This is a genomic window from Bdellovibrio bacteriovorus (assembly GCF_001592745.1).
GTDB lineage: Bacteria > Bdellovibrionota > Bdellovibrionia > Bdellovibrionales > Bdellovibrionaceae > Bdellovibrio > Bdellovibrio bacteriovorus_B.
The window spans coordinates 45984-65930 of sequence record NZ_LUKD01000007.1 but is presented as its reverse complement, the minus strand read 5'-3'; the positions used below and the strand labels follow the sequence as shown (position 1 = coordinate 65930).

The following is a 19947-nucleotide window of genomic DNA, read 5'->3' as shown; positions in this document are numbered from 1 at the left end:
AAGGGCCTATAGTCTGCTGAGCCGATGGGACGGTCAAGTTTGACTTCAATTTGGCTCGGCGGGTAATCTGTCTAGAGAGGTTTTAATGCGAGTGGTGAGCATGGTTCCGTCATGGACGGAGACATTATTAAGAGCAGGCGTCAACGTCGTTGGACGCACGCGTTTTTGTATTCATCCACCAAAGATGATCACGAATATTCCCATTGTCGGTGGCACCAAAGAAGTGTCCTGGGATTTGGTGATGGATTTAAAGCCCGATCTTGTTCTTTTAGATCAAGAGGAAAATCCTTTGGAGATGGCCGAAGAGTGCCCGGTTCCTTATTTAGCGACTCATGTTTCCTCTCTTTCAAGTTTGCAAAGTGAACTTTCAAGACTCGGTGAGCATTTTGAAAATGCCGCCTTAATGGAGTGGTCGGTAAAGTGCTTGGACATTGTCGAAGCTCCCGCCCGCCAATGGGACTTCCAAAAGATTCCTGATTTTTTAGAGTGGGTAAAACCACCATCGCGTTCTTATGACAAGGTCATGTACATGATCTGGAAAAAGCCCTGGATGGGCGTGACTCGTGAAACCTATATTGGTTCAGTCTTGGAAAAACTGGGAGCAACGTTGGTTGAGTTCCCTGAAGGGGAAAAATATCCCGTCATTGATGAAGAAGAGATGAAAGATGCGTTTTTTCTATTTTCCTCTGAGCCTTTTCCATTTCATAAAAAAATAGCCGAACTCAAAGAGCTCGGCATTGAAGGGGCTGTGGTGAACGGGGAGTCTTACTCGTGGTTCGGCATCCGCAGCCTCGAATTTTTAGAAAAGCACTTCACAACACTTTAGTTTGCTAAGAAAGTTCCTGGATAAGCAGGGCCCGACATTTGGAATAATTGCTCCATATTGCGGGCCGCTTGCACTGCCGGATCTTCTTCTTTTGTCGCCGTCGTTGGCATTTTCGCGTCGCCTTTCATCGCCAAGACAAAACGGTTGTAGTCGTTTTTAGAGCGAAGAGCGATGAAGAAGTTTCTGTTGCGAGCATCGCCATTGTCTTGCATTTGCGAGCTGTTCGACTCTTGAGCGATTAAGTAGTAATTTTCTGTGATGTCGATGGCATTCTGACGAATTTCGCCGTCACACACCATCAGACCACGTGTCGCCGCAGTTGCCATTTCTTCTTCCGACATACGCGCGTTCAAGAATGAAAGATAGTCGCGGCGGCCGGTGAACCAACCTGCGTTGGGATCTTTCATGAACAACGTCGGGTTCAAGCGCACAATCGCGCATTGCTCGTGTTTGTTCACGCGTACTTTGAAGACGTTGTGTTGAACTGTCATGGAAGTAGATGTGTTCACGCTGATCGAGTTGCTCGCGTTATTTGAATCCGACACCGACCAAGAAAGCGTGTAGTTCAAATCCACACCGACAGAGAATAAATCCAAGAATTTCTTGGAAAGACCCACTTTAGATGTGATGCTTGTCGAGCGGCTCTTTGAATTTGAGTGTGAAGTCGAAAGCGAGAAGCTTGTACCCACCGTCAAACCTTGATTGAAACCTTTTTGGAATTGAGATCCACCGACTTCTTTGACCAGGATGTGTTTTTCAGTTTGGAAGAAACGTTTCGGATCTTTGCGAACTGCATTGTAGCAATCCATACCGAATGCCATGCGTGAGTTTTCATAAATCACGCCGCCTTTATCCGCCTGCATAGTTCTAAAAAAGTCGCTCGACCAGAAGGCACAAAGCTTTTGTGCCGTCGCTGGAGAAATCGTTCCTTTTTCGATGATCTCTTGAAGGTCGGCTTTCGTCACAATGAGGCGCTCAACCAGTTTAGTTGAACCGACAAGGGCTTTTACCAAAGGCGCTTTTTCATCAGCGTTTTTCACGTTGATGATTTCAAGGTTGTTTTCCTTAGCAAACTGAGTTTTATCGGCGCGCGCTTGGATTCTTTGACGTTTTTCTGCGGCGACTTTTTGTCCTTCAGCCACGATTTTGTTGATGATGAATTTTCCATTACCCGCATTGTCGCCTTGACCATTCAGCAAGTAGGCGTTCACTGAAGAAGGCTCCATTGTGCGCAATGGACGAGAAGCCTCATCAATATTCAGAGTCACTGGACCAATGAATGTCGGTGTTTCAAGGCCTGTCGTTGTATCAATAGCTGAATCCAACGTCGTCTTGTCATCTTTCAAGCGCAGAGTGCTGCCTTCAAGAACGATTTTTTGTTCATCAACAGGATAGATTTCCACAAGCATGTTGTTGCGGTTGCCTAAAGCCTTTAGATCTTGAGTCTGGAAAGTCATTTCTGTGTTGATTTGACCACTCATCACCGTCACAAGCTTTTGTGCCGCTGTGACATAAGAGTTGTTCGAATCATAGTCGCGGTTTTGCACGACGGCCATTTTCAAAAGATAGATGCCGTCACGAAGACGTTCGGACTCGCCACGACCGTTAGCAAGGCTTGAATAAACCAAAAGACGCGGCTCCATTTTAACTTGGATCTTTTTCGTGACTGTCAGGTTCAATAAAGAATCAATGCCATAGTTGTAGGAAAGTGTGTTGTAGCTGAAACCTTCGACCAACACCTGGGTCCGTGGACGGCTTTCTTGTGTACAGCTTAAAACCAGCTTTTCACTGCGATCCACATAGCGCATATCGCGAGCTAGAACTCCCATCGATTCCCAAGGGTTGACGATGATTTCAAGCTTTTCTTTCATTCCCAAATCGGCATTTTCAATTTGCACAAAACCCTTAAGATAGCGTTGGCAATCGAAATATTTAAACGTGATGCTTTCGTCCCAGTTGATGCATGAATTATTATCTGTTTTCACCGTCACTGTTGTTGCAGGCTCAGATTCGGATTGACGATACTTCGTGACTTTGAAGGAGTGGGCGCGCGCATTCTTTTGGTCCAAACCGTTGCGCACACAAGCTTTCACTGTATAAAACACTTCGCGTGTCGCCGTTTTTTCTTGTCCCACGCGAACGAAGCGGAATTCTAACTGAGAAACTTCAATTTTCGGTTTTTGATAAGCATCCGAATCAAAAACGATTTCTGAAGAAGAGGTGGTTTCATCATCAGAAGAAGTCGATGTCGTGCCTGGTGACTCAGAAGCTTTAGATTCGCTTGTCGTTGTAGAATTCACCGGGGACTTTCTTGCAACATCCGCAATTGTCGAATTGATATAGTTTGCGATTTTAAAGTCTTTTGTTTGTGCAACCACCGTGTTTAAGCGAAGGAAAGACGCGCCCTTGATTTGGTCGTATTCACCCAAAAGGTAGATACCGTCAAAGCTTGTCAAACCTTGAGGGGCTTGCACAGGCTCTAGCTCTAGGCCCAACATCAATTGGCCGCGAGTTGGGATTGCCGGTAAAGACATCACGGACTTAATGCCCAAACTTGCGTTTTCCATCTTAACATCCATCATCGGGGATTCGCTCAAAAGACGGCGAACTTCCTTTCCACCTTGCTGATAGATGTGGATGATTTTAAGACGGGCTTTGAATGAACCAGCTTTCAAGGGATATAGCACCATCTCGCCATTCATTTTTGTCAATTGAAGGGATGGAGTTGGGCGCATTTCCACTAAAAGTTCAACGCCAGCTGTAGTTAATTTTTGTTCTGTTACGAATAAGCGACCGTCTTCCACCCACAATGGGCGAGACGTCATTTTATTGTCTGCAGAAAATCCTTTAAGAGCTTGTTTGGATTCTTCGGCGCCATTCACAAGGGCCGGAATATTTGCACCGTCATCCGGGTTTAAAACCGGTGCTAAGTTTTCGCCGTGTGACCAAGGATTGATAGCGAAAGCGACTTTTTGAATCCCTTTATGAAGACCCAAACCTTTGATTCTTCTTTCGATGCGAATGTATTGAGATTCTCCCAAGAAGTTAAAATTGATTTTTTCGGCCCAAGTCAAGCAGCCGGCTTTATCACTAGTCACTTTGACATTGTTGTCTTCAATGAGGAAATCATGTCCCGCGATCGCTTTGTCGTAAGCCACATCTTTCACGCAAGCTTGAAGATTGAAAACTTTAGAAGAAGGTAAAGCAAAGTCTCCGGAAACACGCACTTCAAGAGCCTTGGATTTATCCGCCATGGCTTGAGCCGTGAAAGTGGCCGCCGTTGAGCTGTCCATCTCTTTGTCTTTGGGAGCGGGTAAGTTACACGCAGCTAAGACAGTCGATAGTGAAAGTCCTAAGAGGGCTTTTACAAGTGTGATCTTAGATGTTTGCATAGAAAGTCTCCAGCTTAATCAACAAAGTCTTTTCGCGTGATTGGATGGCATTAGAAAACATCACCTCGGCATCAATGTACTTAATGCCTAAGTTAAAGCCTTCTTTTTTAAACGATAAATAAGTCTCTGCCGCGTAACCGATGCGGTTTGTTTCAAATCCCGAAGCATTGAAGTACGACACAGCGGCTTCTGGCGCGATAGAAAAGTAACTTCCCTCGACAACCAGATCTAAGCCCTTAGTAAAGTGGAATTCAGAACCTACGTAATAGCGGTAACCCATGTTTTCATCTGAAGGAGCTTTTTGATTCAGGACGTATTGACCACCTATAGAAAGGTCCAAAAGACTGAACACTGGAAATTCAAGAGCTGTAGAGGCTTCGATACCTTCATATTTGTGCATGAAAGCGTATTGAGCGTCCGAGATCTTATTCACTTCGTTTCCTAGCAAACGAGATTTTTCCGCAACGGCCGAAGGAAGATTATTATAGATGAAATAACCAACAGAGTTTTTCCAGTAAAGATTTCGAGCGGCTTGCCAATTTACCTGTAAAGCGGCCGTATTCAATGACGGCGTCGGCTCAAGCTCTTTCGTGTTTGTGCTAAATGAAGTGGACGTCGGAATTGCCGTTTCAACAGCCAACAATGTTTTAAAGTTTCCAGTTTTTAAAACACCTTCTGCACGGGCTGCCGGGAAAGCGATAGAGTCTAAAAGAATCGCGGTGTGCATATAGTCTTGGTCTAAAGCCCCTGCCGTCAAACGGAAGAAAGAAAACGGCGTGTATTGAGCCGCCGCTTGCTTTAAAGTGATTCTATTGTCCGGTTGATCAGCGCCATTCACGCTTTGAGTCTGTCCTGATTGCAAACGTAAGACAGGTTGAACATCTAGCAAAAGGGAAGAGCTTAGGTTGTACTTTGCTTTGATTTCAGTGCGGATATCGACGACTTTGGATTGGCTTTGGTCATCACGCACGTCAGAGCCAGAAAGGCGAATGCGCCAGTCCGCTGAAAACTTCTTATCTTGTTTTGCCTCTGGTAAAGTCAAAACGTTTTGACCCTGAGCAAACACCTGTGAGCTCAGTATCAAAATGAGACAAACTGTTGAAGTTACAAACTTATTCATGCCAACCCCTAGTAACTGCTATGGAGTATTTCAAGTTCCGTGCTCGGGCTTCGCCCAATCATTTCAAAAATACAAGACTTGGCAGATAAGGCTTGTACAGCTGCCGTGAATTGTCAGGGCCGCTTTTTGCTATGTGAGTAGCGCTTCGATTCCTATGCGGTCATCCTCGGAGACTAAGATGTCAGTAGTTTCTCGTCCTGAGACTGAGAGCTTCCTTGTTCCAAGCATGCCTCACAGGTATGTTGTTCCTATGTGGAAAGTGTTCTTCTTCTCTCTTCTAGTTAGTACGACAGCTTGGGCCCAAGAAACCTGGTTGGTTGCGACTCTAGATTGGCCTCCTTATACCTGTTCTAAGTGTCATCGCAATGGCACCGCAGCCGATGCATTACGAAGAACTATGGCAGCTCAAGGAATTATCATCGAATTTGTTTTCTATCCTTGGGTGCAGGCGCAGAAGAATGGCGGTAAAAAGAATTTTGTGGGTTATTTTCCGTCGTGGAAAGATGAAGTGTTGCCAGGCTTCACGGCCTCGCAAAGTCTTTTCTATTCGCCGGTTATTTTTCTTGAGCGCAAAGACAAGCCTCTTGTTTGGAAAGAACTGAAAGACCTTAAAGGCAAGACCTTCGCCGTTACACGTGGCTATGGCAATACGGCCGAATTCAATGCGCTTGTAAAAAATGGCGATCTGAAAACCATCACAGTTCTGAGTGAAGATTCTACGTTAAGAAAACTTGTCCAAGGCAGTGTGGATGGTGTCCTGATGGATTTAAAAGTCGCCGAACACTATTTAAAAAACGACTTTGCAGGGTACGCTGATAAGATCGCGATCAATCCAAAGATCGTCGAAAACAAAAGCCTGCACTTGGCCTTCAATCAGTACAATAAAGACAAAAAACAAAAACTCGACGGAATCACCTTAAAGGTGCCTGCTTCTTTTTAAGGTCTACAGTGCATCAATTGATGCACTGTAGACCCAAAAAAGAAGCAGGCACTATTCGAATTTTTCGATGGCGGAGAGGACGCGCAGGGTGGAGTTGCGGTTTTTACCGATCTCGTTGCGAATTTCTTCTTTGATGTGGGGGATCTGCGACTGCTGCTTCTTCATGCGTTGAAGTAGAACGACGACGTCTTCGGCGGAGTGAACCACTTGCACGATCATTCCTGATGAATAATTTTTCTTTTGATAAAACAGGGCTTCGCGATTGTTGCGGTGATGAGGCCCCACCATCACAGGCAAGCCGGCAGCTAAGGCTTCCATCACGCTGTGAACTTGTTTTTTGAAGGAGCCGCCAATAAAGGCAATATCGCCCCACGTGTAAAGCTCTGCCAAGATTCCAACTTGATCGACGATCAGAATGGAGCCTGCGGGCCACACATCCGCCTGAGAATAGCGAACATAGCGAAGTCCTAAAGCCGTCATTTGTTTTTCTAACGCTTCCAAATGGGCCGCCGTCGTTTCATGAGGTGCGATGATAATGCGTATATAGACGTTTTTTAATTTCTCTAAAGCAGGCAGTAAAATGGCTTCATCTTCCGGCCATGTAGAGCCTGCGATAAAAATAAAATCTTCAGGGCTGGGAATCAATTCACTTTTAAGAACCTTTGGATTTTCCAATCGATGAAAGACTTGGTCAAAGCGAGTATCACCACTGGCAACCACAGGCACATCAATCCCTAAATCATCTAGATTTTGAATGTCTTCGGCAGAAACGCAATGGATCTCTGCCAAGTGATTTAAAGTATAGCGAGTCAGATAGCGAGTGATCCCTTTGAGGCGTGAAGAATTATCCGCAAACGTCGCGGAAAACAAGGCTGCCGGAATGTTTTTCTTTTTTGCGACCGAGACCAAAACCGGCCACACATCAGTACGAGAAAATAACAAGACGCGTGGATTCCATTTCTCTACAAATTCGGTCAGAACAAAATCCAGATCCCATGGCAGCGCCGCCCACACATCCACGTCATGCAGACTCTCCAGAATCTTTTTTGCTGAAGGAGAAGAGTAGGTAACCAGGATCGGAGTGTTTGGATGCTGTTTTTTCAATTCACGAATCACGGGACGCGCGTACTCAATTTCTCCGCTGGCTGCGTGAATCCAGAAAGGGCGAGCCTCGGCGATGTCTTTTTCTGCGCCGGTTTTTTTTATTTTATAAAATCCATGATTTTTATCTTCGATCATCTCTCGCAGCTTACCTTGCAAGAAGGGACGGAATAGCTGCAAAAGAAAATAAGCCAAAGGAACAAGAACAAACTTGTAAAAATAAAACATCAAAGAACTCATACTGAACGACCTAACAGAATTTTGAGTTCAGCAGCAATTTGCTGAGGGGTGATATCCACCATGCATTGATGAAACTTTTCTTTATTCACGCACGGACCCTGGCCGTGTTTGCTGCAAGGACGACAAGGAAGTTGAATTTCCATGATGCGTGTCGAAGGACGGGACGGAAAGCCGAAAGGGGCAGGTCCCATCATCGCAATGGCTTTTTTGCCTAACTGTTCAGCGACGTGAAGAAGACCTGTGTCAGCACTGATCAAAGCTGCGGACTGAGCGACCACGGCGGAACTCACTTGCAAAGAGCATTTTCCTGCAAGATTCAAAGTTCTTTCTGGAGCCACATCATGAATGTCTTCAATAAAAGAGTCTTCAGGGCCGCCCAACAAAACAAATTTCTGACCCGGACAAAGAAGAATTAATTCTTTCCAGTACTCCTTTGGCCAGCGCTTTAAAAAATGGGCGGACGAAGGCGCCAAGGCTACAGACCCGGCATAATCACCCAAGACGTCATGAGCCTTGCGATGACTTTCCTCGCTAGGGAAAATCTGGGGTGCGGGTGGCGCATATTTGGAAATGCCCCAAGGCAAGAGAGGTTCTAATAAATCTCTTTGACCAGAAAAGGGCATTTCAAAAGTATTGATGCGAAGACGGAATAGTAAGAAACGTTTCCAACGACGAATCGAGCGACGGATAAAGGCTGGTCCCAACCCCACAAAACCTAAGGGGCGAAGCAGAAAACTGATCACACGAGAACGCGTGTTGTTGTGAGCATCATAAATGTGCGTGAAACCTTCTTGGCGCATTTGCGCGCATAGGTGAATCAAGCCTTTTAAGCCCGCTTTACGATCAAACTCCCAGATGCGATCAATCGCGGGATGATTGAATAATAAAGAGGCCATGTCTTTACGGGTGACCCAGTGAACTTGCGCCTCGGGATAGGTCTTTTTAATGGCCGCGGGAACACTCAAAGTCTGGACGACGTCGCCAAAGCTTGAAAAGCGAATGATTAAAAATTTAGCACTTTTAGGATCCCGTATTAACATCCCACAAATCCTAGCAAAGCCGCCGAAAAAGGTCACTTGTTTAAAAGTTTATAAAAGGCGGGTTCATAAAGTGGGCCTCGCCGGGCACAGGCTTTGATCTATATCCCTAAGAAGGAGGCCCATGGCTTTCAGAGTCCGACCCATATTAGGGGCCATTTTAACATCTTTGTTGGGGTTCATTGCGAACTTAGCGCCGGCTCATGCCCAGGTCCAAACCGAGATGAGACTATTTTCGGATTCCTTCATCAGCCCGACCTTTGAAGCCACGCAAAAAACAAACTATCAATTTGTCGGCGCTCAGTTAAAAACCGACCCATTCACTGAGGACGTCCTTAAGATGGATGTGGCAGGTGGCGTTGCTATGGGGGCCCCTCTTTTAAACTATCTGAATATCTCTGAGTTCTATGTTCAAAGTCGTCAAAACGAAAATGAAACCTACTATATTGGTCGCAAACGCATGCTGTGGAACGAGTTGGATGCGCGCTGGGATTTGGGTGTGTGGGAGCCTCTTTTTAAATGGAACCCGCTTCAGCCAGAACGTCAGGGGCTGGTCGGACTCTTCTATCAAGTCGATAAACCTTATTACACTTTGGTTCTTTTTGCGTCGCCTCTTTTCTTGCCGGATCAAGGCCCTAGTTTTGAAATTGAAAACGGCAGTTTCGTGAAGGGGAACCCTTGGTTCCGTCGTCCTCCTGAAAGCATTAAAATTTTCAGCGAAGCCACAGCTATCGATTATAACTTTGACCGTCCGAATGAAACCCAAGTCGTCTTGCAAAACTCTTTTGGAGCCAAGATTTCTTTTGGTGATCCGCAAAGCTTCCGGGCTCAGCTTAGCTATATTTATAAACCCGCCAATCAACTGGCGATCGGCTATGACGGGAACTTAGACATGGCTCAACTCAAGGGCGCTGTCGAACTTCAACCGCAGGTGTTTTATCACTCGCTGGCAGGAATGGATGTTAGCTATAAAGTGAATCAGGTGCGCATGGGTGTCAGCGGTCTTTATGATCGCCCCAATAAAGATGATATTTTCGAAGAGCAATGGACTCATCCCGTATTTGAAGATGCGGTGTTATTAAGCCCATTTGTCGAATGGACGAATGGGCGCTGGGGAGTGAATCTTCAGCATTTAGATATTATCGGCGGAGATGTGCGTGAAGAAGGGGAGCTTGCGAACCCGGATCGCGCGGCTTTAATGACACGCTATCCTTACAAACAAGCTCAGCAGATTTCTCTTATGACGAACTATGCTTTTCGTAAGAATCGTCGTCTGATCGGAAAACTCAGCTTCACTCATTCAGATAAAAACCAGTTTGACCTGGTTCGTTTAAGCGCACGCTTCCGTCTATCGGGTATTTGGTCCTTGGTGGGCGAAATGCAGATGGTGAAGGCGGGAGAATTGACGGCTTCGAATCAAAATGAAATTGCGCAATTCGTGAATAACGACCGCTTGATGTTGGGAGCCGCTTATGTTTTCTAAGAGCAAACTCAACATCGCGATGGCCGCTACTTTGGCGTTCACATCTGTGGGCTGTAGCGACTTCTTAAATGGTAAAAAAGCAGAGCCTCAGGTGATGGAGCTTTCAGATGCAAGATTTAAATGTCTGCAAAGTCTACCCAATCAACTGCAAAAATTTTCCGTGGGTGACGCTCAAGAAAAAGATATTCGTGACGGCTCTGACTGCATGATTGAAGCGCTTTTGTACTTTAATAAGCGCACCTTTGGATCTTTGCCTAATGCTTACACGGTTGAAGAAATGCGTAAATTCTTCGGAAAGTATTTCTTAAAAGAAAACAACGTGACTCCTCAGTTTGCTGCGGAACTGATGAAGATCAAACAAGCTCTTCTAGGTGGCGCAACAACGTATATCACGAAGGAAGAAATCATTCGCCTTGTGGAGATCCTGAAGGTCGTGCGCGAGGAGGCCGTTCAGTTGGCGCCGCACGTAAAAATCTTATTAAATCAAAAGACCCAAAAAGCGGCCGAGTGGGAACAGATCACTCTTGCAACCGATCAATTGCGTCTGGCTTTGCAGCGTCTTTTGGATAAAACACAGATCGCAAAATCAGAGTATAGTTTTGAAGATGCCAAAAAAGCTCTGGCAGGTTTTTCCGAGTTTATTCGAGGAGAGGCGCCTTTTGCTCCTTACGATCAGTATGGTGAATGGATTCCGGTTGTTGAATCAGTTAAAAACATCCTGATGGGTGAGCGTGCGCAATTCACAAGCAAACTTCAATGGAGCGAGAGTTTAGACACGCTGATAAACCTTTATGAGCTTGCGTTGAAGTACCACTACTCATTAAGTGATTTGAAGTTCGACGACCGCAGTAAATTGCGCCAAGCGAGCCAGTTCTTAGGTCAGTCTTTGCAGCTGATTCAGAACTCGCACAATATGAAAACAACGGGACGTATTGCTGTCCGTGACATTGACAATTTGATTGAACAGCTGACGTCTAAGTTCCCAAGTTCCATCAGTGCAAAAGCCTTAAAGAAAACGTATCGTGCCGTCCTAATTAAAGTCCTTGATCCTGAAAGAAAAGTGGATACGCGCGACCTTCAAGGCTTAGAGCGTAAGCATTTGGCGACCATTGCTCGTGAGTTCAACATTTGGCGTCTTCATCAAAGTTTTGTCGACAGCCTTCAGTACGACGAAATGGGTGGTGGCTACACACAAGGCGAACTTTACCAGGCCTACAAGAAATTCAACCGCACTTTTGTAATTGAAAAAGGTTTGGTCGACGATGCGTTCGAACAAAAGGCCCTAGAACTTGCTTGGCAAGATTACGGCGAGATTTTAAAGAAAGAAACTCCTGTCAGCTTCAATGAACAAGGGCGACTGATCATTGCTCGCAACTCTAAGAATATGAAACAAACTTGGAAGTCTTTAACGAAAGCAAACTTCGTCAGAGCCTTGGCGCGTCTTTTAACTTTAGGTTGGGGAGATAACACCAACAGCCGCATGACCTCGGCTTCGATTTCTCAACCGGGTTTGATTTCTTGGTACGATGATTTTCAAGAAATCGGTCGTGATTTAAAAGCTTTCGACCCTCGCTCAGCCAACTCCGGGGGGCGTAGCTTCCTTGAGGCGAACTTCTTTACTTTCAGCGGCAACGGCGATCAAACGATGGATCAAAGCGAAACTTATGAGTTCGTAAGCACCTTGGTGGCTGCGGGTCTTTCTTCGGCGCAAGCGGTCCAAGATCACATGGGGCTCGCAGGTTGTTTGATTGAAGAAAAAGATGTGTTCGGAAACGCTTTCATCAAAGAAGAGTGTTTTAAGTCTCAGATTAAAAAGCACTTTGATGTCTATTTTAATAATCTTCCGGGCATGGTTCAGTATGTGCGTGGGCTGCACGATGCAGACTGGGAGCAGTTTTATCGGCACCTCGCTGTGGCTTCGGAAGCTCCATCGCAAAAGCGCGGCTATGTTGAAACCGCGAATATTCGTACAATGGTCACGATTCTTCACTACATTGAAGGATTGATGGTGATGTACGATGCTGACGGCAGCAGTACGCTTTCGTTGGATGAGATTTACGCAGCCACACCGCGTTTTATGTCGTTCTTTAAGACCGTCACGGATACAAAATCCGAGACTCTTTTGGAAGAGGGTTTTGCTTATCTCGTCTTTAGAGGATCTATACCAGGAGCGGGAGGCCTTGCGCGCTTCCAATGGGATAAAATGTGGGGCATCGACGACGCTCGCCGTATGGAAATCGTCCGTATCTTTGGAACATTGAAGGATCAATTGAACAAGCCTAAAAACTAAGTTAAGGTCAATTCATGATCTTAAGGGTTCTTCTTTGTCTACTTCTTGTGACGACAGCGCAGGCACATTCTTCGATGGAGGATGAAGTTCCTATTATTTTGCGTGGACCCGCTGCGGAAGGTTCACGTGATTATCGGCCGGAAGCTCGCGCCCGCATTGAAAACATCATCGATCACAAAACCCTGAAGGCAGAATCTACTTTTAATGACTGGCATATCGGCGAGGTCCTGGCCTTAGAGTCCCACACTCCTTCTATCGGCATTATTGGCTTTGTGGAGGTCTCGGGGATCGAAAACAATCAGGACGGCACTTACACTCTGACTTGTGAACTTTTGCGCCAATCCCGTCTGAACTTCGTGCAAGTGGGCGATCAGTTGATGCACTTGGATCTCAGCACGGAAAACGAAAAGTACAAAGGCTCTACGGACCTTATCGTTAAAGAGTCTGATAAAAATATCTCATCGAAGTACAAACCTCTTTTCACTCAAGGGCTTGCTGTGGGTGAAACGGCCGAAACCCTGTGGGAAGGGGAGTACATGGTCACCTGGTTTGGTCAGTTGAGTTATGGCGCTACGGAATGGCTGACGGTCAACACGATCATTCCGGCAAACTTTATCGGCGCCTACAATGCAGCCGCAAAAGCCAATGTCTATGAGTCCTACTCTAACGTCGTTTCTACCGGCTTGAGCTTCGCGAAGATTCCAAGCGAAAGTCGTAGCACACTGAATTTGAATATTTATTGGGACTCTATTTCTTCTGAATCCGTCGTATCGCACACATTGCTGACATTGGCTCTTTTTAGTTTTGAAGACGCTGCTGATGCGACAGCCATCAAATCCTTGGGAACAAGCTCTTTACAATCGGGATATGAGTTTATTTTAGGAAACTGGGACCGCGTTCTTTTAGGTCCTTCTTACAACTTCGAAAAGAAAGCCGTCGGGGGGTATCTTACTTACCTTAAAATCTGGGATAAGTTTCATCTCAGTTTTTCGATCAACTCGACAGATATCACGTCCTTTAAACTATCGCCGACAGATGGTTACTACGCGCTCTTTGACGCCTACTGGAGATTTTAATTCATGAATCGTTTTTTCGTTTCAACTCCGTTGGATTATGAAGAGCGCACACTTGCAGAAATGAAAGAGGTCTGGCCTTATCTTTTGGGCAAAGATTCTAAGACGCACACGTTGCCATTTCCCGAAGTCGAAGTGGTGCAAGGTGGTTTAGAATTCGAAACGGACTTGTTTGCCGCTCTTCAGTTGAATTTCTTTTTGAAAACCGCGAATCGCGTCCTTTTAAGAATGGCTTCATTCAAGGCCCGCGACCTGCCAAAGTTCTATCAGAAAATGAAATCCCTGCCTTGGAGAGAGTACCTGACTTCTGCAAATGTTGAGTGGGAAGTGGCAGCACAAAAAAGTCGCTTGAACAATGAAAAGCGACTTCAAGACAGCGCTGAGTCCGCTTTAAATGAAATATTCAAAGGTGCTGCCGCCACAGATATTTGCGGATCTATCTATATTCGTATGGATGACGATCTTTGCACGATCAGTCTGGACAGTACTGGCGAGCATCTGCATAAGCGCGGATGGTCGGTCCTTAAAGGCGAAGCGCCTCTCCGAGAAACCATCGCGGCTTTTCTTTTAAAAGAGATGATGGAAGACCTGACTCCGGCTGAACTTTCTCAAGTAACATTGTTGGATCCTATGATGGGCTCCGGAACTTTATTAAGTGAGGCCCGCGCTTTATGGAGCGGCCAATTTGCAAGACCCTTTGCCTTTCAAAAATGGAAGAAAGTCCCTAAACTTTTTCTTTCCCCAAGCTTCGCATTTAACTACGAGCTGCCGGCAACCTACGGTTTTAAAAAGTTCGTAGGCTTTGACCTTAACGAAGATATGATTCCTGCCGCAGAAAAGAATTTTGCGGAAGTCGAGCGTCAGATTCAGGATGTACAAAAGTCTTTGTTTGCCCCAGCTCCCCGTGAGTTTGAAGCGCAGGACGCCCTGGATGGCACGTATAAATCCGAAGGGCCTTTGTGGTTGATTTCAAATCCTCCTTATGGAGAGCGTTTACCCACAGCTATTAAAGGGGGCCTGAAAGGGCTGGTCGAAGTTCTTTGCGATCAATATAGTCCTGATAGGCTGGGTATTCTTTACCCTGATAAGGAACGCGTCCAGAACCCGCCGGGGGGTTATAAAGTTCTTAAAGAGCTTAAAATCAACAACGGTGGACTTCGCTGCCTGTTTACTGTTTTGACACGTCTGTAAATTTTTAGGAATTGGTTAGATTTGCGGAGGGCGGCAGAGGTTCCACTAGAATCTTCCCCTGTTTCAGGATAAATTCCCGAGCCATGAAAACATCCGTCATTTTATCTGCTTTATTCGTTTCTTCTGCTCTATTAACAACGGCTTGTACGCCTCGTGATGTCTCTGTCACTGATAAGAACACGCGTGCGAAGATTCAGGCTCAAAATGCCCGTAAATCCGGAAAGCCCGTTGCCGGTGGCGGTGAGTTTAGAATTGGCGGATACTCGGGTGTGACCGTACTTGCAGATAAAGCCATCGAAGTTTTGGATGTTGTTCGTTTGGCCACTTCAGAAAATAAAGATCTTAAATCTCAATACAAAATTTCTGATAAAGTCGCTTTGAAAGACGGTGAAGGTTATTCGGTCATTTTGAATGCCGCTAACGATGTCATCTCCTACGATGTCGCGGGTGTTGAGTATAAATCGACTTTGAATAAAAAGTGGAATGTGACGGTAAAAACGGCTGAAGGCAAAATCCAGTCACTTACTGCGACTGTAGTTAACGCAAAAACTGTTATCGATAAAGAAAAAGGCGTCACGTTTTTAAATGTTTTTGAAAACGACATGAAGCTGACTTTAACTGCGGTTGAAGGTTCGGACTCTTACAAAGCATCTTTGGTTTCTAAAGGCACTGTGAACGGTCGTTTGAATAAAGCAGCCAACACAGGAAGTATGGAGACTGAATTGAGCTTTGAAGTGGATGCGGCCGGCCTTGAAAGCGGCAAAGCTTCTATCACAAAGTTTGATGGTAAATTCGTATTTACAAAGAAAGACGACACAAAAGCTAACACAAGCACTGCTAAAGGTGAGTTGAATGTCATCTTGGATCCGTTCTGTTCAACGGCAGAAGGAAAATTGGTTTTGGGTGGTTCGAAACCTAAAAACATGATTCTGACTAAGACAGAGATCGTTGTTGAAGGGACAAAGTTCAAAGCCGCGACAGCGACTTGTGGTGAGAGCCCGACAGTTGATTTCAGCCGCCTTTTCATTTGGTAAATAAAAAAATCAAAAGCTGAAATAAAAAAAAGCCGCGAAACTTCGCGGCTTTTTTATTTGTTGAAGAGGTCTTTCGATCTCCTCAGCAGGAATTAAAGAAATCTACTTCTTACCCTTGGTTTTCTTTGTTTCCTTCGCAGGTTTTGCAGGAGCTTCTTCTTTTACCGGCGTCTTTGCTTCACTTCTCTGCTTCAAACGCACATACAGTGGGAAGTGGTCGGCAACGCCTTCCATTTTGTCATAGTCCCAACGCTTAGGATATTTCCCTTTAGACAAGTGAACATCATCGTAACGAATCACATCGATCGTGTTTGGCAGCATTTGGTAACTGCCTTTGCCGTCTGCTAGCAAGGCTTTGCTGTAAATGTGTGCATCAAGGAAAGACCAAGATTTACGGTAGTTGTGAGTTCCCGGGCACTCTTTGCAGCCGACAAAGTGAGAAACGGCGCCACCTTGTTGGAAGATATCGCGGAAGATGTGATGGTTATTTTCTTCCTCATGCGTGATATTTAAGTCACCACCGAATACCACCATGGCATCAGGGCCTTTTGATTTGATAAGGTCCGTGGCGAAAGTCGCAATCTGTTGGCGCCAGTAAGTAGGATTCGCCTGAGACGGGAAGTGCGCCGCCATAAATGTGATAGGATCGCCATTTGGAGCTTTCACCGTCACTTCTAAGATGCGACGAGAACGCTCCATCCACTCGCGGTCTTTCTCTTCTTTCGGTTTCCAAGGGACCGGGTGCAGGATGGGCTTTCCAACAACAGGGAAGCGAGATAAGAACGCCAAGTTGATGCCACGCTTATCCGGGCCATCAATAATCACTTCTGTGATATAGCCAGCCTCTTTCAAATACTCTGTATTCAATTTATGAAGAACCACATCGCTTTCGATTTCCATGATCATCAAAGCATCCGGTCCTTTGCCATCAACGCCTAAAATAACTTTAGCAACGTTAGCAAGTTTCTTATTCAAAGCCTCTTCGCTCCAATCAGTGCTGAGGCACTCGCCACGGCGGTAGCTACTGTCATTATTTTTGACACAAGCTTCGCGCAGCTTAGGGTCTGCGTTTTTCGCACTCAATGGTAAATAGGTTTCATCATTGTGGCCCGGTGTTTTTACTGTGTCGAAAAGGTTCTCGACGTTGAAGGACATCACGCTGATTTCATCAGCGGCTTTTGGAGGCAGATCCCACTTTTCTTTTTTAAAGGAAACAGCACATCCAGCCAGAGCTAGAAGGGCGATACAAAGGATGAATTTTTGAATGAGTCGTAAATTTTTCATGACGTCACACTAAGGGGTTTGTGGACTCATCTCAAGTCGAAAGAGTTTTAGGATTAGGTTGAGACATACTATGTCTAAACTTTGGATATTGCGCAATGCGCAGCGCTATGGCATAAACACCCCGATCCAGACTGGAATATTAGGAGTACGTATGTTGAGAAAATCGCTCGCTTTAGCCCTTTCCTGCCTTTTTGTGGCTTCCCCCTCTTTTGCGGCGGTTTTGGATGGAGAGGACTTCGGTGCTCAGATCTCAACGGATGCGGGGCGCTTCAATGACTGGAATATGTCGTTCTTTTCGATCGCTTCAGTACAAAACATGAAGCCCGGAAAAACAGCAACCGACACACGCTCCATGGACACTTACAGCTACCTTTCATTGAACTACAAATTGGATTCCAACAGCCGTGCTTCTTTACGTGTTCCTTTTAACTTCACGACTCAAGGTCAAAACGAATACGGCGACGAAGTCACTTCTGATTTTTCTTTAAACGACATTCACTTCGTTTACTCAAATTACGACTTAGGCTACATCGGGGACGTGGATCTTTCTGGTAAAGTGAAATGGTATTTGCCAACAAGCCGTATTTCTCAGAACCAAAAAACAATCAGCAAAATCCGTCTTGAAGGTTATGCTGATTTGGCGTTGTCTCGTTCCATTCTTGTGGCTTACGTAGCGAAGCCGGACATTTACTTGCAAAGCCAAACAGCGTCTTTCAACCAAGACGTACCGCAATTCGATGACGGTGGTTACGTGTTTGACCCTCGTCAAACCACAAAGCAATTTGGTCTTGAGCACTATCTTCAATTCCAATGGGACATCAACTCGATGTTCAGTATCACAACAAAATCAGGTTTCAACGAAAGCTGGTACCACACTTCGAATGTGGAAGATCTTGAAGGAAACCACACAACAGCACTTCGTTTGGGTGCAAGCTTGTGGATCCGTCCAATGCGTGGTCTTTCATTCACATTGGGTGTTAGTAACGACACTATGTTAAACAGCTACCGTGGTCAGGACATCGCTTTCGTCCAACCGCAAAATACGCAGTATTCTTTAATGACGAACGCTTGGGTATTCTAACCACCCTTTCAGCGACGGATTTGTGAGTGGGGTAAGCCCCCTCTGCAAGCCTGTCGCTACGGTCGGCACGCCGTCCAGGCTCAGTTGCCGCCGCCTTTCAGGCGGTTCGCGCCATCGTGGCGCCGGCAAAGGCCTTCCTCCGGACTGGCTTGCAGAGGGGGCTTACCCCACTCACAAATCATTGCTAAAAATGTGATTCCGATTTCCTTAACTTAGACTAAAAGAATGCTTTTGATTTTTTATGGGATCTACGAACGAAAGCTCGTTGGCTTCGAGTTCGATTTTTTCGATGTCACTGATTTTCTTTGCGCCGTAGGCGTGATCGCCGATGATCGGATGTTTTTCGTAGCCTAGTTGTGCGCGGATTTGGTGGGTTCTTCCTGTTAGAAGATGAATTTTTAATTCGCTGCGGTTTTCTGCGAGTAATTTGATATCTAAAATTTCCAGCACGCAGTCTTGCCAGCCCTCGTGCGGTTCGTGCGAAACTGTTTTTGGTGCGCGAGGAGATGGCTCCATATAATGTGTCAGAACGCCGGTTTGCAGGCCTTGGCCTTCGACCGTGGCTTTGTAGATCTTTGTCATTTCTCTTTGTAAGAGCAGTTTATTAAACTCACTTTGAAATTTTAAACTCTTGGCGAAGACGACTAGGCCTCTCGTTGGTACGTCTAAGCGGTGAGTGACGAAAAGATCGCAGTCCAACGCCTTGCTAAGATAGAACTGCAGATGCTCTTGATCATTGTCGACGCTGGCATGTACGGGAATGCCGGAAATTTTGTTGGCGACGATGAAGTTTTCGTCGCTAAAAATCACGCGGTCATTCCAATTTATATCGAAAACGGGGAAGCGGCGGGGTTTTGTGTGTACGCGAAGATAGTCGCCGGCAGAAACCGAGAAATCTTCTTTAACTCTTTTGTGGTTCAAATAAATTGAGCCAAGACCCAACAAAAATTCGATCTCAGTCCGGTCGAGGGACAAAGTGCTCAATAAAACATCAATAAGTCTTCCGGACTGAGGACTTATTATGTGTCTTACTCCATATTCAAAACCTCTGGCACTCTGCATACTATTCCTTAACAAAGAAACTACACATAGCACGGTGTGGTAAGTGTGTTCAAGTGCGACGCTTTCCCGCATAGTGGGTGCCTCAGGAGAACTGTAATTGGAATTTGCTAACGAGCCCATATTTCAATGGATGTCGCAATTTGCCTACCAACCCGGTACGGTCTATGCGGCTTTAATTGGTATGATGATGCTTTCGGCAGTCGGTTTTCCGTTGCCGGAAGAAGTGACGTTGATCAGCGTGGGGATTCTGGCCTTTATGGGCGCGCACCCTCAGCATTTCCCGCCGCCTTATGAAGGTGCGCCGGTCGTCAGTGTGCACACAGCTTCTATTATTGCTTTCACCGCCGTTGTCGGGGCCGACTTCATAATCTATCTGATAGGGCGAGTGTTCGGGCGAAAGATGCTCTACCATCCGCGTGTTCGTAAGTTCTTTCCTGAGCACATGATGAAACGAGTGGAAGAGTGGACTCATAAATATGGTGCCTATGCGTGCGGTATCTTCCGTTTCACTCCAGGCCTTCGTTTCCCAGGGCACTTGGCCTGCGGTATGCTGCGCTATCCAGCTTGGAAGTTCCTAGTGATTGATGGCATTGCGGCTTTGATCAGTGTTCCTACACAGATCTACCTGTTGGCTCATTATGGGGAGCCCATCTTAAAATACCTTCGCCAATTCAAACTTGTGGTGTTTGCGATCATCGGTTTGTTGATTGTTTATTTTGTCGCGAAAAAACTGAGAGAAAAATGGCTTCAAAGGGCGGCGGCGAATAACGGTTAGGAATAAAAAAGGGCCTTT

General features: G+C 45.8%; 15 protein-coding genes. 9 read left to right on the top strand and 6 right to left on the bottom strand.

All coding sequences use genetic code 11. The annotated features are described in order from the left end of the window. Positions 1-85: 85 nt before the first annotated feature. Positions 86-826 (top strand): helical backbone metal receptor, encoded by a 741-nt coding sequence (locus AZI87_RS14395; RefSeq protein ID WP_253696860.1) that lies wholly within the window; start codon positions 86-88, stop codon positions 824-826. Here AZI87_RS14395 and AZI87_RS14390 read toward each other — a convergent pair. Both AZI87_RS14390 and AZI87_RS14385 read right to left on the bottom strand, forming a co-directional pair. Continuing rightward, on the bottom strand, positions 823-4218 hold the full coding sequence (locus AZI87_RS14390; protein ID WP_063208558.1) for a hypothetical protein: 3396 nt from the start codon (positions 4216-4218) through the stop codon (positions 823-825). The genes AZI87_RS14395 and AZI87_RS14390 overlap by 4 nt on opposite strands. Next, the gene (locus AZI87_RS14385; protein WP_063208556.1) at positions 4205-5338 is read right to left on the bottom strand and encodes a hypothetical protein; all 1134 of its coding nucleotides are present in this window, start codon (positions 5336-5338) and stop codon (positions 4205-4207) included. The genes AZI87_RS14390 and AZI87_RS14385 overlap by 14 nt, the downstream gene beginning before the upstream one ends. Positions 5339-5516: 178 nt before the next feature. On the opposite strand from AZI87_RS14385, the gene AZI87_RS14380 reads away from it, so the two are divergent. Next, positions 5517-6278 carry a substrate-binding periplasmic protein gene (locus tag AZI87_RS14380; protein WP_063208554.1) on the top strand — a complete coding sequence of 254 codons (762 nt, stop codon included), beginning with the start codon at positions 5517-5519 and terminating at the stop codon, positions 6276-6278. A gap of 51 nt (positions 6279-6329) precedes the next feature. Here AZI87_RS14380 and AZI87_RS14375 read toward each other — a convergent pair whose 3' ends face one another. Continuing rightward, positions 6330-7619, bottom strand: coding sequence for a 3-deoxy-D-manno-octulosonic acid transferase (locus AZI87_RS14375; RefSeq protein ID WP_063208552.1), 1290 nt, complete (start codon positions 7617-7619; stop codon positions 6330-6332). Then, positions 7616-8659 (bottom strand): glycosyltransferase family 9 protein, encoded by a 1044-nt coding sequence (locus AZI87_RS14370; protein WP_063208550.1) that lies wholly within the window; start codon positions 8657-8659, stop codon positions 7616-7618. The genes AZI87_RS14375 and AZI87_RS14370 overlap by 4 nt, the downstream gene beginning before the upstream one ends. Before the next feature lie 121 nt (positions 8660-8780). Here AZI87_RS14370 and AZI87_RS14365 point away from each other — a divergent pair, with 121 nt between their 5' ends. The 5 genes from AZI87_RS14365 (at position 8781) to AZI87_RS14345 (ending at position 15727) form a co-directional block, all read left to right on the top strand. Continuing rightward, positions 8781-10139, top strand: a complete 1359-nt coding sequence (locus AZI87_RS14365; protein WP_063208548.1) for a hypothetical protein — start codon at positions 8781-8783, stop codon at positions 10137-10139. Then, entirely contained in the window at positions 10129-12429 is a 2301-nt protein-coding gene (locus AZI87_RS14360) for a hypothetical protein (RefSeq protein WP_063208546.1), read from the top strand. The genes AZI87_RS14365 and AZI87_RS14360 overlap by 11 nt, the downstream gene beginning before the upstream one ends. A 14-nt stretch (positions 12430-12443) precedes the next feature. Then, positions 12444-13505 carry a hypothetical protein gene (locus tag AZI87_RS14355; protein WP_253696857.1) on the top strand — a complete coding sequence of 354 codons (1062 nt, stop codon included), beginning with the start codon at positions 12444-12446 and terminating at the stop codon, positions 13503-13505. A gap of 3 nt (positions 13506-13508) precedes the next feature. Further along, positions 13509-14693: a THUMP domain-containing class I SAM-dependent RNA methyltransferase gene (locus AZI87_RS14350; protein WP_063208544.1), complete on the top strand. Its 1185-nt coding sequence runs from the start codon at positions 13509-13511 to the stop codon at positions 14691-14693. 83 nt (positions 14694-14776) lie between these two features. Next, positions 14777-15727, top strand: coding sequence for a hypothetical protein (locus tag AZI87_RS14345; RefSeq protein ID WP_063208543.1), 951 nt, complete (start codon positions 14777-14779; stop codon positions 15725-15727). Positions 15728-15829: 102 nt separating this feature from the next. Here the strand turns inward: AZI87_RS14345 and AZI87_RS14340 are convergent, their stop codons facing one another. Beyond that, on the bottom strand, positions 15830-17011 hold the full coding sequence (locus AZI87_RS14340) for an endonuclease/exonuclease/phosphatase family protein (protein WP_063208541.1): 1182 nt from the start codon (positions 17009-17011) through the stop codon (positions 15830-15832). A 151-nt stretch (positions 17012-17162) separates the two neighbouring features. Between AZI87_RS14340 and AZI87_RS14335 the strand changes: the two genes are divergently transcribed. Next, positions 17163-18092: a hypothetical protein gene (locus tag AZI87_RS14335; RefSeq protein ID WP_063208539.1), complete on the top strand. Its 930-nt coding sequence runs from the start codon at positions 17163-17165 to the stop codon at positions 18090-18092. 207 nt (positions 18093-18299) lie between these two features. Here AZI87_RS14335 and AZI87_RS14330 read toward each other — a convergent pair whose 3' ends face one another. Further along, positions 18300-19013, bottom strand: coding sequence for an RluA family pseudouridine synthase (locus AZI87_RS14330; RefSeq protein WP_253696854.1), 714 nt, complete (start codon positions 19011-19013; stop codon positions 18300-18302). 238 nt (positions 19014-19251) lie between these two features. On the opposite strand from AZI87_RS14330, the gene AZI87_RS14325 reads away from it, so the two are divergent. Further along, positions 19252-19929 (top strand): DedA family protein, encoded by a 678-nt coding sequence (locus tag AZI87_RS14325; RefSeq protein ID WP_253696851.1) that lies wholly within the window; start codon positions 19252-19254, stop codon positions 19927-19929. The last annotated feature ends 18 nt before the right edge of the window (positions 19930-19947 follow it).

What these genes read in the sequence shown, in the direction of transcription:
- AZI87_RS14395 (WP_253696860.1), top strand. Translation starts at nt 86, where the DNA reads ATGCGAGTGGTGAGCATGGTTCCGTCATGGACGGAGACATTATTAAGA.
- AZI87_RS14390 (WP_063208558.1), bottom strand. Translation starts at nt 4,218, where the DNA reads ATGCAAACATCTAAGATCACACTTGTAAAAGCCCTCTTAGGACTTTCA.
- AZI87_RS14385 (WP_063208556.1), bottom strand. Translation starts at nt 5,338, where the DNA reads ATGAATAAGTTTGTAACTTCAACAGTTTGTCTCATTTTGATACTGAGC.
- AZI87_RS14380 (WP_063208554.1), top strand. Translation starts at nt 5,517, where the DNA reads ATGTCAGTAGTTTCTCGTCCTGAGACTGAGAGCTTCCTTGTTCCAAGC.
- AZI87_RS14375 (WP_063208552.1), bottom strand. Translation starts at nt 7,619, where the DNA reads ATGAGTTCTTTGATGTTTTATTTTTACAAGTTTGTTCTTGTTCCTTTG.
- AZI87_RS14370 (WP_063208550.1), bottom strand. Translation starts at nt 8,659, where the DNA reads ATGTTAATACGGGATCCTAAAAGTGCTAAATTTTTAATCATTCGCTTT.
- AZI87_RS14365 (WP_063208548.1), top strand. Translation starts at nt 8,781, where the DNA reads ATGGCTTTCAGAGTCCGACCCATATTAGGGGCCATTTTAACATCTTTG.
- AZI87_RS14360 (WP_063208546.1), top strand. Translation starts at nt 10,129, where the DNA reads ATGTTTTCTAAGAGCAAACTCAACATCGCGATGGCCGCTACTTTGGCG.
- AZI87_RS14355 (WP_253696857.1), top strand. Translation starts at nt 12,444, where the DNA reads ATGATCTTAAGGGTTCTTCTTTGTCTACTTCTTGTGACGACAGCGCAG.
- AZI87_RS14350 (WP_063208544.1), top strand. Translation starts at nt 13,509, where the DNA reads ATGAATCGTTTTTTCGTTTCAACTCCGTTGGATTATGAAGAGCGCACA.
- AZI87_RS14345 (WP_063208543.1), top strand. Translation starts at nt 14,777, where the DNA reads ATGAAAACATCCGTCATTTTATCTGCTTTATTCGTTTCTTCTGCTCTA.
- AZI87_RS14340 (WP_063208541.1), bottom strand. Translation starts at nt 17,011, where the DNA reads ATGAAAAATTTACGACTCATTCAAAAATTCATCCTTTGTATCGCCCTT.
- AZI87_RS14335 (WP_063208539.1), top strand. Translation starts at nt 17,163, where the DNA reads ATGTTGAGAAAATCGCTCGCTTTAGCCCTTTCCTGCCTTTTTGTGGCT.